We start from the raw sequence: 13,883 nt of genomic DNA, 5'->3' as shown, positions 1-13,883 counted from the left end.
TGAAGGGGGCTATCTCCCTCAGAAATTACGTAGCTAAACAGCAAGCGTAATCCAACCCTGACCGCGCTCATCCTTGTATTGTTCACTCATAGCATCCGTTTTATGGCCCAGAAGTGTTTTCACATTTATACCCTGTGCTTCATAGAGACGTGACGATAAAGAACGCTGTTCATGAAACGAAGGAGGAGTGCTTCCTTTAGGAAAAGTTAAACCTGATTTTACTCTAGCTTCCAGGAATACGCGGCTGAGGCTATTCACATCAATCTTTTCCCCAGCTTTGTTAGATGCGTGATTACGCTGACTGTGGAGCATGTACTTACTGACTACTCGATCCCGGCATCTTGAAATGATCTCACCGAGGGTTAAATCAATTGCTTCGCACTTCAGTGTTAGCGGGAGAGCAAGACGAACCCCTGTCTTCGACTGAATAATGTGCAGATATCCATCCCAAACATCACTGAATTTCATTTCGACGAGATCCCCACGCCGCTGGCCAGTTACTAAGGCTAACAACATTGAATTTTGTGCGAATGGGGCTAGGCCAGATGCATGGTCATATATTTTCTGCCACTGTTCGAAGGTAAGTCTTGATCGCGACACTTTGTTTTTAGGGTTGCGCACAGCGAGCGCTGGGTTGTACCCAGCAGGAACTTCACCAGCATGTTGGGCTTCTTTAAATACATCAATCCAGACCGCCCGCAATAGCTGTGCCATTCTTACTTTTCCTGCCGCTTTGTACTCATCTATAATAGTTGCCAACATTTTGGTATCGACATCCTGCAGTCGTAGATTTGGCATTCTTACAGAGAGTGTATTAGAGCAATTTTTCCGGCTTTTATATGTGGGTTTTTTTATTTCACCGTTGTCCATTCTTTCCTGTTGAACGAGCATGTACCTGTTTACCCAGTTTTTAACTCTGACCCCTGGTTCACGTTTTGCCTGAGCCTTAATAGCCATATCAACCAGAAGATAAGACTGTGTATTTTCTTGCTCTGATAAAATACGGTTCATCTCTTCTGCGGCCGACTTTGCCGAGTCCTCGTCAGTTCCAAACCCAACAAAAACTCCTGTAATGGGATGACGATATTGCCAGTATGTTTTGCTATTGCGCTTATCAAGTTTGCAATAAAGGTTAGGGGTGGAAATATTATGTTTACGGGGTCTTGCAGCCATTGAGTGCTTTCTCCACTAATGAGCGGGCATTGGGAGGCAAATGGTTTGATATTTCTACGCGACCCACCATGCCTATAAATTTTGCCTCTTCATCCACTACCCATCGGCGACCTTGTTTCACTGCTGGTGGATAAGTTTGCTTAGTTTTAGCTATACGATGAAGAGCCGCCATTCCTGGGGGATTCTTAAAACCATTTGGCCCTGCGGCCCAGTCTGATAAAGAAACTAATTGGCCCATGCTATTTCTCCATAAAGCCCGGCTGCACCCGGCGCAATGAATTACAAATTGGTGCTGGTGGCAGGTATTAACTTTTGCCAGATAGCAGACACGTATTTAGCCTGATGTTTAGCGTCGGCCAGCGCGTTATGCATATCGCCATCAAATGGGATTTCATAGCGCGGGTTAAACCCGACAGCGCGACCCAACTCGACGATTGTTCGTACATCACGATCCCCCCAGAAAGGCCATAAACAATCAATATTGCCCCGCTCGTAGCTTGCCCGAAGAATTACGTTATCGAACGTGGCACCATTTCCCCATACCTGAACATATTTAGGGTTGGTATTGCCGGTGATGAAATTGTTCAGCTCTGATAATGCATCACCAATTGGCATAGAGTTTGCCTCATCGCAAATCGCTGCGCGTGCTTCGGTGCTTTGTTTCATCCACCAAATGATAGTGTCGGGATCGGGTATGGCACCTGATTCAATGGAACTTTTCAGTTTTACTACAGTGTAAAATTCAGGACCCATCTCACCCGTGGAAGGTTCAAAGAATACCGCGCCGATGGAGACGATCGGTGCAGTGGGTTTATTACCCATGGTTTCTAAATCAATCATTAAATGGTTCATATTTGGCCTTATGCTGATAATTTTTAGTGCAAAAGCTCAGGGTTAAACTTTTATTCATTAATTGGTTCATATGGGAGCTTTTTTGATAGTGAATATGCGTAATTGGGTTATTTATGGTCTTTTTTAGTCACCATTCTCCGAGAGTTTTGCTTGGGGCATTGGTTTCCAATGAGTAGCCTCTCGACTGCCGAACCTGTTCATGTAAGCCCAGTCATCGGGGTAAATAGTACCCTCCTGAACTTCAGCTCCCCACACGACACCCGTACAGTCAGCAACAAGGATCACTGTCTCGTCATCGGGGAAGCATTCACTGATCGGTATCCATTTGTCGGCTTTCCGACGCGCTTGCAGCTCGCGTACCAACTCCATCTGCTCGCCCCGAGTAAACCCATTATCAAGCGGCTGGTTGATAAAAATTTCAATCCGCTCATCATTCAGCGTGCTCTGTTCTAAACCTATGCGAATGGTAGTCATAGTTCCTCTGGTTCTTCTGGAATAGGTGCCCAGTGGGTAACTACCTGCTGGTTCAATGCACCGCGCTCATTTGTGAGAGCTTTATGCAGGTCTAGAGATTCAGTAAGAGCAGTAAAAGTCACACTTAGCCTTGTGGCTACTTCACGCATTAATTTGGCTTCTGCTGGTGGTAGAGTTGGGACGGCAGCATACGCAGCAGCTACCAGGTCTTTTACTTTCAGATGCTGGTACATGTGCGAATCTCCATCAATTCATTGAAACGAGTCATGAATAATCCGAAAGCCTGACCTGGGCGCAGAGGAACAATCTGGATAATATCGCTGGCAGGGATACCTTCGAGGACAGGCCATTTTGTACCGTCGTCGATGTCCAGATCCCGGCGCTCTGTAACCAGCATTGTCAGGTCGGCATACTTCACAACAGCAGATTGAGTAAGTGGCAATTCGTACTTAAAGCGGATAAGCCCATCAACGAAGGTTTCGATCCGTTGGTAGTCAGGAAGCAGGGCTTTTAATGGTGCAGGTATATCCTGGCAATATGCCTCGGCAGCGTCATGCATCAGGGCTTCAAAGGCAAATTCAGCCGGTACCAACTGGCTGCACAAAACTGAGTGTTGAGCCACGGAATAGAACTCAGGTAAATGACCAGTGAAGCGGCAAATATGCGATAACGCTGTGGCGATATCTTCAATCTCGATATCATCAACGGTGGCGTTGGTATAGTGAAATTGCTTGCCGGATAACGTCTGTATAAAGCTCATCGGTTTACTTCTCCATATATTCGCAGCTGCACCTGCGGCTGATTTTGGTTGCACGAATCCCTCGCCAGATGGCGATTAAAAAAGGAATTACGCTTCACTAATTGCCCCAACGTGCAGGGCAATTAAGGCAGAGCAATTACGCTTTGAAGTTACCGATAAAGGTTTCTACTGGTTTCTCAGCGAACTTGCCGATCAGCAGGTCACGGAATTCATTTGCGATAGCTTCTTCCTGGGCTTCAAGCTGGACGATGCGCAGTACGAAACAAGGCTCACTGCTTTTCAACAGGCTGTTACGCATACTGAAAGCACGTTCGCCCAGTCCTTCGTACGGTACACATTTGAACTCGAACGCCACCGGCATAACGTCTTTACTGCTGGCTTCAATGCTTTGCATCAGTGACTTTTTACCGCTGAAATCACCGTCTTCATGGTCAGCCTGGGTTGCCTGCTGGATAGTGATACGGCGTACAGCCTGTGCGGCCTGTGCAATTGTCATGGAATTGCCATCAGCATCGAATGCTTTAAGGTAATCACTCCAGTCTTCCAGCCATTCAGCGATTTGCTTCTGATTCAGACGGTCGCCATTGATCGCCAGCAGTGCGCGGTAAGGTGCTGTTTGTTTCAGTTTGATGGTTGAAACGTTATCGGCGTGGCCAGGATTGTCGAGAGTGCCGATATTGAACACAGAGCGGGCGCTCATGTTTTCCGCATCAATAAAGCAGCGTGCTGGCTCATCAGCCTTAGCATAGCCAACAGAGTAACGAACAAAATCATCAATGCTGGTCGTATCCATTGCGCCACGGAAACGGAAGCGTTCAAGACCAAAACGCTCCAGGCTTTCTACGTTGACATTGTTTGGCAGCATAGCGGTAGGGCAGGCAAGGCCACCAATATCACCCAGGTGATAACCTGAAAGGACCAGGTCTTTTACCTGCTGAATCGCGCTGCTGTCTAATTGCTGAGACATACAAATTCCTTATTAATAAATGGGTAGAAGTAATGGCAGTGAATTAGTCATTCGCGGTTCACTGAGCCGCCCGAAGCTTTGCGTCTGGCTCACCTTTCAAATTAAAAAGGTTGCCCTGATCTTCCTGCAAGATGGTGAGCTTGCCGCCACGGTTAACCCACATTGGGGTTTCGGTGGTGTCTTCTTCCGTCGCCTTCCCGCGTGGAGTAGGAGTGGTGTACTGCAATTTGTGCTTGATTTTGACGCGCTTCTCTTCGACAGAGTTGCCCATGCGCTCAATATCTAGAGTAATAATTACTTTGCCCTTGCCACCGTTATTCAGCGTGCCGAGTGCGGTGGTATTCAATGCGGCGGCCATTTTGTTCATGAAGACGCCGGCATCCAGCTCACCCAAAAAGTCGGGCACTACAGTCATGCGGTCATTGCTCATCGTTTTACCCTCGTAATGGCAGCTGCAACTGCCAGTTAGAAATCTCCATACACACGAATAGGTTGTGGTGCCGGGTGCCTCCCGGTGCTGTCTGGCGGCTAACCATCCAGCGATGTCCTATACCGATACTGACGTGTTGTTTTGCCTTTCACCGCGAGCGCTGAGCCGCATTCACCACAACGAAGAGAGCACTGCCGGAGTCCGAGTTGAACGGACCTTTTCTCTGCCCATTACCACTGATTCGTGGTGTCTGGAATTGAACCGTACATTAAACCTTGCTCGTCAATGCTCTCATCGTTGCGTGCCTGTCTTTTATCCACATCAGGCTCGGTGCATCCTGGTTATTCCCCAACAACAAGGATTCGTTAATCTGGATATCCCCAACAACAAAAAGAGTATTCATAGTGATAGCTGAATTATCTGCGGCTTTGACTGCTATAAAGGAGACTGCTGGTCTCGCCAAAGTTATTAATGACGCGAAAACAGATGCTGAAGTAAAAGCTGCAACTGTTGAGTTTCAAACTAAGCTAATCACCCTTCAGGGCGAGTGTTTCGCTCTTGGCGACTTGATTCGCCTTCGTGACGATGAGGTGATATCTCTCAAAACAAAAATTGGTGAGTATGAAAATTTTTGTTGCCAGGTAGAAAGTTACCGTTTTAACCAACTTGATTCTGGTGCGCTTGTTTACTCTAAACAGGTAACTGTGAATGGAGCCGAAGTGACGGTGCACCTTTGCCCAAAGTGCTATTCTGAGAAAAAAGTATCGCTTCTTCAGCCTGTCATCGTTGACGAAGGAGATAAGTTTCATAAGAGCAAGTGCCTTCTTTGCGATATCAAATTATTCATGAGTAAAAATGCTGACTATGTCGAACCACCATCACTTTCAGAGCTTGCTCGTGGTCTAAATGGAAACGGTTAGCAATCGCTAAAATTCTGATCTTGTTCTAGGGCACCCAGATTGTTAAAGAGCTAAGCGTCCAGTAGGGCGCTTTTTTGTTGTCTGCGAATCATCCCCATCTTCATACGCCTACTACGTGGGCGTCCTGCCTGTTCGCGGTTGATGCGGAAAAGATAAATTATAATTGCGATTCACGCAAGTTATAAATTGCGATTAACGCAATTGCATGGGTGAAAAAAAACCGCCAATTAGGCGGTTAGTTATTTGAGAGGATGCTATCCGTGTCGCTTGAAGGATTGGGATTGACTAATCATTACCTTGCCAAACACGTAAAATCGATGTTCATTAGATTTATCAATAGTCCACTCTCTGTACTTAGGGTTGTCAGAAATTACCAGCATTTGATCTGGAATCATTTGTAATCTCTTGACATAGATTTTGTCATCAAATCCAAAGACGTAAATGCCATCACCATCAAAGCTATTAACCGAAACATCAACAAATAAGAGATCGCCAGGTTCAATGGTCTCTGCCATGCTATCACCACGGACGTTGATTACCTTGACGCTATCTGGTGTTCTGCCACCGAACATAGCTATCGCTCGTTCATTGTTGTATTCAATCGATCTGATCACATCTATTACGTCGCTTCCCTGAATAAAACCGCCGCCAGCGCTGGCATTCACATCGAGAATATCGACTCTGAACACGGTTTTTTCCTCCCCTGTACTAGAACTCACATTACTGTTTTTATATACAGTAATTGTATTTTCAGAGGGAGTAAAGAGATGAGCAACACTCACGCCTAAAGCTTCAGCAAATTTAGTAAGTGATTGTTCAGTAAATGACTTCTGTTTGCCTGTTTCTAGCCGAGAAATATTAGCACTGTCGATGCCGACAGCTTCAGCTAAGTCAGAGATTTTCATTCCCTTCGCGATGCGAAGTTCACGTATACGGTTTCCTATGTTCATGCGCCTATTACAAGCTGTTTTTGCGTGATGTGCAAAGCAACTTGCGCAAGTCGTAAGTTCGCATTAATATGCGTATTACGCAATTACAGGGGGCTTTATGCAATCACCGTTAAGAATCTTGCGCAAATCGCAAGGTCATACTCTTTCTCAAGTTGCAGCTGTTATCGAGATCGACCCTGCAAACCTAAGTCGAATTGAAAGGGGGCAGCAAATAGCTTCTCTCGAGGTAGCAGAGAAACTTGTAGATTTTTATTCCGGTTTGATAAACGAACTGCAGATCTTCTACCCACAACGATACCCTAACTTCACTACAACGGAATCTGATTCCACAGCAGAAACAGTACCTGAAAAGAAAGTCATCCAGTAACTACCAAAGGGAAAACAAGATGGTAGAGCAGAGCCTTAAAGAAGTAGTGAAAGTGATGTGCAAAGCAATTCCTGGCGGACGTGAAGCTATGGCAGGTGCGTTGGGTATGACCATGACTCAGTTCAATAACAACCTATATGAAAAGAACGGATGCCGTTTCTTTGAAGTGGTTGAACTTGAAGCGATGGAAGACATTTCTGGGACCGCTACCCTGGCTGATTACTTTGCCAAAAGACGCGGGGCACTACTGGTGGATGTACCGAATTTGGATGATTTGGATCGTGTTGATTTATTTACTAAAGCAATGCGCACAGCTGCCGCTCGTGGTCAGGTCGATCAGATTATTGAAAAAGCGCTTGAAGATGGAGTTATTGAAAAAAATGAAGCTGAAGAAATTCTTTTGCATCACCGTCGCCACTTGGCTGCGCGTGAAGAAGAGATACGTGCAATCTGCGCATTATTTGGGCGCAAAAAGAAGTGACGCCCGCGAGTGTGCAGCTCCGGGCGCCTTGGCGAAAAACTCTACGTTGTGTATGGAGAAATAATCCGCATGATCAATTTAACCGAAAATTGTCATTTACCGCAACTTAGGATGATCCCTGTACCGGGTTTTCCTTGGTTTCGGTATGAACGCATGTTACGCGGGAAGTGGGTTTCATGTAACTACAAGCGGGCATCTGGAATTGTAGGGGTATTTAATCGGAGGGCAGCTAAATGGTTCAGCAAATAAATAACACTGCAATCTCTCCATTGATGTCTGCATTTGATTCTGGACCAGTAACTATGAGCAGCCGCGAAATTTCTGACTTAGTCGAATCACGTCACGTTGATGTGTGCAGAACTATTGAAAGGTTGATGGCTGCTGAGGCTATTCAGAGGTATACGCCAACGGCGTACACCCACCCGCAGAATGGTCAGGACTATAAAGAGTATTTAGTTGGTAAGCGTGATAGCTATGTAGTCGTCGCACAGCTATCACCTCAATTTACCGCTCGTCTGGTTGACAGGTGGCAGGAACTCGAAATCCATTCAGCAGTACCTCAATCCCTCTCTGAAGCGCTTCGCCTGGCTGCTGATATGGCAGAACAAAACGCGCAGTTGTTCAGTAAAGTCCAACAGGACGCGCCGAAAGTGGCGTTCGTTGAGCATTACGTTGAAGCCGGTGGGAATAAAAGCCTTCGTGAGACGGCGAAGATCCTGGACATGCCTGAAAAGGCGATGATTGACACTCTGGTGCGTGACAAGGTGCTGTTCCGTCAGTCCGGAAACCTGTTGCCACATGCGTTACGCCAGCGTGAAGGATTCTTTACCGTCAAAACCGGCACCTCTGATTTCGGTCATGTGTATACCCAGACCCGAGTCACCCCACGCGGTGTTCAGTGGATAGCCGAACGCTACGCCTCTGAACTGATGGGAGGCTGATATGGACGAGAATGTTCAGACCCTCAATCGTCTTTATAAGGATCAGCACGGTATCGTCGTGAATGTTGTCGGATACGACCAGGACAAGCAGCGAGTAATTTACAGTCGCCCTGGATACGAATGGGAATGCGCGGCACCGCTGATTATCTTCCGCGCCAGATTTACGAGGATAGATAAGTGAGCGCTCTGATTCAATTACTTGATCGCCCAATAGCTTACAACCCGGCCTTTGCAAAGCTGAAGGTTGGAAAGGTGAAAGCAGGTCCGGTCGCTGCTGTTTTTCTTTCTCAGATGGTGTACTGGCATAACCGTATGGGTGGCGTATGGATGTACAAAACTCAGGCAGATATCACTTCTGAAACAGCATTGACCCGTGATGAGCAGGAAACAGCCCGTAAGCGATTGGTGTCGCTGGGGGTTCTGGAGGAAGACCGCAGAGGTGTGCCTGCAACCATGCACTACCGTATTGATGCCGAACGCCTTGAAACTCTACTGCTGGAAACGACTAAGCCTGCAAAAAAGGTGAACCAGGACAAAACCAGATTGGGGAACTTCCAGAATGTGGAAACCCCGCAATCTGGATTGGTGCAATCCCGCAAACTAGATTGCGGTGATGCCACAAACAAGAATGTGGAAACACAGCAAACAAGAAAGGGGGAACCCCCCGAACAAGCCTGTGGGGATCCTGCAATCTTTCCTACAGGAGATTACACAGAGAATACTCAGAAGATTACACAGGAGAAAAATAACTCTCGTCAGCCTGCTGCGCAGACCGACCGTGAAGTTGAAATTACTGATCAGGCTAAACAGATTCTTTCCCACCTGAACCTAGTGACCGGTTCACGGTACCAGGTCAGCAAATCTTCGCTGGAAAATATTCGTGCCCGTCTGGGAGAAAATTTCACCGTTGACGATCTGAATCTGGTTGTGGACTACAGCCAGGCGAAGTGGGGGGCTGATATCAAGATGGCTGAATACCTGCGTCCTGCGACACTTTTTCAGAACGCCAAATTCCCGGGGTATCTCCAGTCTGCAACCAAGTGGGATGCTGCCGGACGACCTGAAAATGTGAACGGTCAGTGGGTTAAACCGGGGGAAGTGCCAGCAGGCGACACAACCGAACGTGATGCGGCATATCGCCGGTACATGAGCGGTACCATTTCGCAGACCAAACCAAGCGAACTTGAGCAGCGCGTTTGCAAAGCAGCCAGCACGGCGAACCTCCGCAAACAGCGTCCTGAGTTTGCTATCAGCCGCTGGAACGCTATCTGGAAAGAACAGGCGCAGCGCGGTAATCAGGGGGAAGCAGCATGAGAGTGCAGATCCAAAACTTGATCCTCAATTTCATCAGTGAAAACCCGGGTACTCAGATCTCTGCGGTTGTCAGTAGTCTTCCTGATGTCGATCGTTCCTCAGTGTCTTCGGCGCTTACCCGCCTGACGATGCAGGGAAAAGTAAGCCGTAAGACGGCCAGCAATAAACGTTTCTCATACACCATCGCATCTGGCGAGACTGTTCCCTCCATTTCAAAACCTGTTCCTGTCCATGTTCCGGCAGTGGTGCCGAAACAACACTCCATCAGCACTGAAGAGTGGGAACGCCGCTTTAGTAAAGCCGAAGCGTTGCTGGAGAAAGGGCTATTACGCCGTGCAAACCAGGCATTTCTGGAGTTACTCGACGTGACAGCAGAAACAACGCTGCGCGACAAAATTGTTCGTCACCGGGATCAATGCGGATGTAAGCCATCCGGAGATGACTCAATGATGGCTGGTCACTTTGTGGGAATGGGGTTGGTATGACGAGTACATATTGCAAAAGCCTGGAGGCTCTTCGTTCAAAGGCAGCTCACGAGCTTAAAGAAGTTGGCGATCAGTGGCGCACACCAGATCACCTTTTCTGGGGTATTAATGCCATGTTTGGCCCGCTGGTTCTGGATTTGTTTGCCGACAATAGCAACGCCAAATGTCCAGCCTGGTACACAGCAGAAGATAACTCACTGACGCAGGACTGGGCAGAACGCCTCGCTGAACTTGGTGGTGGTGCATTTGCCAACCCACCATACAGCCGTTCTCAGTACCACGAAAAGCAGGCTGTTACCGGAATGACGCACATCATCAACCATGCAATGACTATGCGAGAGAAGGGCGGACGTTACGTATTCCTGATTAAAGCCGCCACTAGCGAAACATGGTGGCCTGATGGTGCGGATCATATTGCCTTTATCCGTGGGCGCATTGGATTTGACCTGCCATCCTGGTTCATACCGGCTGATGAGAAACAACAACCAACCGGCGCGTTCTTTGCTGGTGCTATAGCGGTGTTTGATAAGTCTTGGCGCGGTGAGCGTTTCAGCTATATCCAGCGTACCGATCTGGAAGCGAAAGGGCGGGCGTTCATGGCGTTGGCTCAGTTTGCTGCAAGAATGGCCACCCCACCAGCGGAAAAGGTTCCTGAACGCCAGGCAGCCGAACTACCAGAAGTGGAATCCCGCATCTGGCCACTGGAAGTAGGGCTTATTTTTGACCAGCTGGCCGATGCTGATGCGATAGAGCCAGCGCAGCAGAACAAGCTGAAAGCACACATCAACCAGCTCTGGCTGGAGCGTATGCCAAATAATGAAATTATTACTGTCGCTGGTGGGCTGGTAGCCAGTATGCAGGGGGTGGCCTGTGCGTGAAATTATCGTTGATAACTTTGCTGGTGGCGGCGGAGCCTCCACAGGTATCGAAATGGCTATCGGGCGTAGCGTGGACATTGCTATCAACCACGATGTGAACGCGATCGCTATGCATAAAACCAACCATCCCGACACGCTGCACTACTGCGAGTCTGTATTTGATATTGATCCGAAGCAAGCAACCGCCGGCAATCCCGTTGGTCTGGCATGGTTCTCACCTGATTGCCGTCATTTCAGCAAAGCGAAAGGCTCAAAGCCAGTCGCGCGGGAGATCCGTGGGCTTGCCTGGATTGTGCTTCGCTGGGCGCTGGCGGTTCGTCCACGCGTAATGATGCTGGAGAACGTAGAAGAGTTCAAAACGTGGGGGCCATTGCTGGTTGATAATAATGGCGATCAGCGACCTGATCCGAAACGTGCTGGTGAAACTTTTGCTGCATTCGTGGGGATGCTGGGAGCTGGTATTGATGCAGGACATCCGGCACTTACTGAGGCTTGTGATTTCCTCGGTATCGCACCGAACAGCAGTGAAGCACTTCGTCTGGTTAATGGTTTGGGGTATGAGGTTGATTCGCGTGAAATGCGCGCATGCGACTACGGCGCACCAACTATTCGTAAACGCTTCTTCATGGTGATGCGTTGTGACGGCCAGCGAGTAACGTGGCCTGAAGTATCCCACGGCGACCCTAAATCATTGGGAGTGATAAACGGCACGCTGAAACCATGGCGCACGGCTGCTGAATGTATCGACTGGTCACTGGATTGCCCGAGTATCTTTGAGCGCAAACGACCGTTGGCAACCAATACACTGAAACGTATTGCACGTGGCGTGCAGCGATTTGTAATCGACAGCGCTTCGCCGTTCATCGTGAAGTGCAACCACACCAGCACGCGGACCAGGTACGACTGTTTCCGTGGGCAGTCGCTGGCAGAACCATTGCAGACCATTACCAAAACCCATGGTTATGCGATTGCGGTACCACACCTGACCAAGTTCAGAACTGGCGCGACGGGGCAGGATTGCCGCGAACCGGTACCGACAATAACCGCCGGCACTTCAAAGCGTCCTGGTGGGAATGGTCATGCGTTGGGCATCGTTGAAGCGCGCATTGCACCGTTTATTGGCCGCCAGTTTGGCAATAGTGTCGGGCATTCCGTTTCAGAACCGAATGGCACAATCACTGCTGGTGGCGGTGGAAAGAGCCAGCTCTGTGCTGCAACCCTCATCCAGATGGGTTATGGCGAACGTCCTGGGCAGTCTCCTCGAGTTCTTCAGCTTGAAAAACCTTTGGGGACGGTCACTGCTGGTGGTGGCAAGTTCGCTGTTACAAGCGCGTTTCTGGCTAAACACTACGGCGGGAATTATACCGGGCCAGGCATCGCACTTGATGAGCCAGTGCATTCGGTAACAACTGTGGATCATCATGCACTGGTTACATCCCACTTGGTGATGCTGCGCGGTACCTGTAAAGACGGGCGAGTAGTGGACGCGCCAGCACCTGGCTTAACGGCTGGTGGCTTGCATGTTGGCAAAGTTGAGACGTATCTGGCTGATAGCAGTGTTGAAATCTTCTATCCACACGCCGAATCAGTGCGTGATTTTCTTCGTGAATATTGCGGTGAAGATGCTTCCGAATTCGTTGAAGTAGAGGGGGTTATGCATCGCATTGTAGATATTGGCATGCGCATGCTGCAGCCGCATGAACTCTATCTCGCCCAGGGCTTCCCTGAGTGGTACATCATCGACCAGGACTACCGCGGCAACCGTTACGCAAAAGACAAGCAGGTTGCTCGCTGTGGTAATGCCGTTCCTCCGCCGTTTGCCGAAGCACTGGTTCGCGCCAATCTTCCTGAGCTATGCGCGGCTCAGCAACGGGAGGTGGCATGAGGGTGATCCTTACTCCTGAAATTGCCCCGCGTCTCGGCCTTGCATTGTTCCGTCCAGGCTCTGATGTGATGGCGTTATTCCATCAGGGACGCGTGCTGATTGAAGGTGTTCCAGAGCATTTGCAGCACTTGCCGTCCGGTATTGTACCGGCGGCGTCACAACCGCTGTCGGGTGATAAGGCGCTGTTAGCCTTCTTTACCAATGAGCGGGTGATTCAGGCTGCTGGTGGTCTTTCGACTCTAAACGCTTCCCTCCTTAGGGAGAATGGTTGTCAATATCCGCAAGGTGATTACCACCACCCGGAAATGGTCATCATGCCTTATCCACCCAGTGCAATACGTGTTTGCTGGCATTGCGATAACAAGTTGCGAGAGCAGGCGACAGAATTACTTGCGGATCTGGCGCACCGGAACGTGGTGGAATTCGTCATTGCTTCAGCACTGCGTAACCTTGGTTTTGATGACACTCATCAACTGACGCTGCCAGAACTTTGCTGGTGGGCGATACGTTATGACCTAGTTGATTGTCTGCCTGAAGGGATGGCTCGTAAAGCGTTGCGAAAGCCGGAAGAGCCGATTCTGTCGGTATACAAAGAGAGTGACATTGTGCCCTCACTTCCGGCCACCAGCATTGTGCAAGAGAAGATAAAGCCAGTGCTGGCGCTGAAAGCTGATCCAGAAAGTCCGGAATCGTACATGTTGAAGCCTAAGCGCCGCCGCTGGGAAAGTGCGATATATACCCGCTGGGTAAAGCAGCAGCCGTGCGAATGCTGCCGCCGGCCAGCTGACGATCCCCACCATATCATCGGGCATGGAATGGGTGGTACAGCAACAAAAGCCCACGATCTGTTTGTGATCCCTCTGTGCAGAGAGTGTCACGACGAATTGCATGCCGATGTTGCCGCATTCGAACAGAAGCACGGAACCCAGCTTGAGCTGGTCTTTCGATTTCTGGATCGGGTGATGGCCATTGGCGTAATAGTTAAAGCGTAAGTGTATGGAGAAAA

20 protein-coding genes are annotated in these 13,883 nt (G+C 49.0%); 10 read left to right on the top strand and 10 right to left on the bottom strand.

Translation table 11 applies throughout. The annotated features are described in order from the left end of the window. Positions 1-33: 33 nt before the first annotated feature. The 9 genes from RHD99_RS14975 to RHD99_RS14935 all read right to left on the bottom strand — a co-directional run bounded on the left by RHD99_RS14975 (position 34) and on the right by RHD99_RS14935 (position 5,059). The gene (locus RHD99_RS14975) at positions 34-1,173 is read right to left on the bottom strand and encodes a phage integrase Arm DNA-binding domain-containing protein (RefSeq protein WP_309874927.1); all 1,140 of its coding nucleotides are present in this window, start codon (positions 1,171-1,173) and stop codon (positions 34-36) included. Further along, entirely contained in the window at positions 1,154-1,411 is a 258-nt protein-coding gene (locus tag RHD99_RS14970) for an excisionase (RefSeq protein WP_183271845.1), read from the bottom strand. The genes RHD99_RS14975 and RHD99_RS14970 overlap by 20 nt, the downstream gene beginning before the upstream one ends. A gap of 41 nt (positions 1,412-1,452) precedes the next feature. Then, positions 1,453-2,025, bottom strand: a complete 573-nt coding sequence (locus RHD99_RS14965; protein ID WP_309874924.1) for a 3'-5' exonuclease — start codon at positions 2,023-2,025, stop codon at positions 1,453-1,455. Between the two features lie 123 nt (positions 2,026-2,148). Further along, positions 2,149-2,499, bottom strand: coding sequence for a DUF551 domain-containing protein (locus tag RHD99_RS14960; RefSeq protein ID WP_309874922.1), 351 nt, complete (start codon positions 2,497-2,499; stop codon positions 2,149-2,151). Then, positions 2,496-2,732 carry a hypothetical protein gene (locus RHD99_RS14955; protein ID WP_309874921.1) on the bottom strand — a complete coding sequence of 79 codons (237 nt, stop codon included), beginning with the start codon at positions 2,730-2,732 and terminating at the stop codon, positions 2,496-2,498. Before RHD99_RS14955 ends, RHD99_RS14960 begins: the two co-directional genes overlap by 4 nt. Further along, the gene (locus RHD99_RS14950; RefSeq protein WP_309874919.1) at positions 2,717-3,259 is read right to left on the bottom strand and encodes an HD family hydrolase; all 543 of its coding nucleotides are present in this window, start codon (positions 3,257-3,259) and stop codon (positions 2,717-2,719) included. The genes RHD99_RS14955 and RHD99_RS14950 overlap by 16 nt, the downstream gene beginning before the upstream one ends. Positions 3,260-3,395: 136 nt before the next feature. Next, a complete protein-coding gene (locus RHD99_RS14945; protein WP_309874917.1) occupies positions 3,396-4,226 on the bottom strand; it encodes a YfdQ family protein in 831 nt (276 codons plus the stop codon). A 58-nt stretch (positions 4,227-4,284) separates the two neighbouring features. Then, the gene (locus RHD99_RS14940; protein ID WP_309874916.1) at positions 4,285-4,656 is read right to left on the bottom strand and encodes a YfdP family phage-associated protein; all 372 of its coding nucleotides are present in this window, start codon (positions 4,654-4,656) and stop codon (positions 4,285-4,287) included. Between the two features lie 268 nt (positions 4,657-4,924). Then, entirely contained in the window at positions 4,925-5,059 is a 135-nt protein-coding gene (locus RHD99_RS14935) for a hypothetical protein (protein WP_309874914.1), read from the bottom strand. Position 5,060: 1 nt separating this feature from the next. Between RHD99_RS14935 and RHD99_RS14930 the strand changes: the two genes are divergently transcribed. Further along, complete coding sequence (locus tag RHD99_RS14930) at positions 5,061-5,576, top strand: hypothetical protein (RefSeq protein ID WP_309874911.1); 516 nt, start codon at positions 5,061-5,063, stop codon at positions 5,574-5,576. A gap of 254 nt (positions 5,577-5,830) precedes the next feature. Here the strand turns inward: RHD99_RS14930 and RHD99_RS14925 are convergent, their stop codons facing one another. Further along, entirely contained in the window at positions 5,831-6,526 is a 696-nt protein-coding gene (locus RHD99_RS14925; protein WP_309874910.1) for an XRE family transcriptional regulator, read from the bottom strand. 97 nt (positions 6,527-6,623) lie between these two features. Between RHD99_RS14925 and RHD99_RS14920 the strand changes: the two genes are divergently transcribed. From RHD99_RS14920 to RHD99_RS14880, 9 genes are all read left to right on the top strand, one after another. Continuing rightward, positions 6,624-6,893, top strand: a complete 270-nt coding sequence (locus RHD99_RS14920; protein ID WP_309874908.1) for a helix-turn-helix domain-containing protein — start codon at positions 6,624-6,626, stop codon at positions 6,891-6,893. A gap of 19 nt (positions 6,894-6,912) precedes the next feature. Next, a complete protein-coding gene (locus RHD99_RS14915) occupies positions 6,913-7,374 on the top strand; it encodes a YmfL family putative regulatory protein (RefSeq protein WP_309874905.1) in 462 nt (153 codons plus the stop codon). A 302-nt stretch (positions 7,375-7,676) separates the two neighbouring features. Continuing rightward, complete coding sequence (locus RHD99_RS14910; protein WP_309874903.1) at positions 7,677-8,315, top strand: phage antirepressor KilAC domain-containing protein; 639 nt, start codon at positions 7,677-7,679, stop codon at positions 8,313-8,315. A gap of 1 nt (position 8,316) precedes the next feature. Beyond that, positions 8,317-8,496 carry a DUF4222 domain-containing protein gene (locus RHD99_RS14905; protein WP_309874901.1) on the top strand — a complete coding sequence of 60 codons (180 nt, stop codon included), beginning with the start codon at positions 8,317-8,319 and terminating at the stop codon, positions 8,494-8,496. Continuing rightward, entirely contained in the window at positions 8,493-9,629 is a 1,137-nt protein-coding gene (locus RHD99_RS14900; RefSeq protein ID WP_309874898.1) for a conserved phage C-terminal domain-containing protein, read from the top strand. The genes RHD99_RS14905 and RHD99_RS14900 overlap by 4 nt, the downstream gene beginning before the upstream one ends. Then, positions 9,626-10,114, top strand: coding sequence for a hypothetical protein (locus RHD99_RS14895; protein WP_309874897.1), 489 nt, complete (start codon positions 9,626-9,628; stop codon positions 10,112-10,114). Before RHD99_RS14900 ends, RHD99_RS14895 begins: the two co-directional genes overlap by 4 nt. Continuing rightward, positions 10,111-10,992, top strand: a complete 882-nt coding sequence (locus RHD99_RS14890) for a phage N-6-adenine-methyltransferase (RefSeq protein WP_309874895.1) — start codon at positions 10,111-10,113, stop codon at positions 10,990-10,992. The genes RHD99_RS14895 and RHD99_RS14890 overlap by 4 nt, the downstream gene beginning before the upstream one ends. Then, positions 10,985-12,877 carry a DNA cytosine methyltransferase gene (locus RHD99_RS14885; protein WP_309874893.1) on the top strand — a complete coding sequence of 631 codons (1,893 nt, stop codon included), beginning with the start codon at positions 10,985-10,987 and terminating at the stop codon, positions 12,875-12,877. The genes RHD99_RS14890 and RHD99_RS14885 overlap by 8 nt, the downstream gene beginning before the upstream one ends. Then, the gene (locus RHD99_RS14880) at positions 12,874-13,869 is read left to right on the top strand and encodes a DUF968 domain-containing protein (RefSeq protein WP_309874891.1); all 996 of its coding nucleotides are present in this window, start codon (positions 12,874-12,876) and stop codon (positions 13,867-13,869) included. The genes RHD99_RS14885 and RHD99_RS14880 overlap by 4 nt, the downstream gene beginning before the upstream one ends. Positions 13,870-13,883: the final 14 nt, after the last annotated feature.

It is taken from the genome of Buttiauxella selenatireducens (genome assembly GCF_031432975.1).
In the GTDB taxonomy this organism is placed as follows: domain Bacteria; phylum Pseudomonadota; class Gammaproteobacteria; order Enterobacterales; family Enterobacteriaceae; genus Buttiauxella; species Buttiauxella selenatireducens.
The sequence above is the reverse complement of the archived record's forward strand: the minus strand, read 5'-3'. Positions and strand labels throughout refer to the sequence as shown.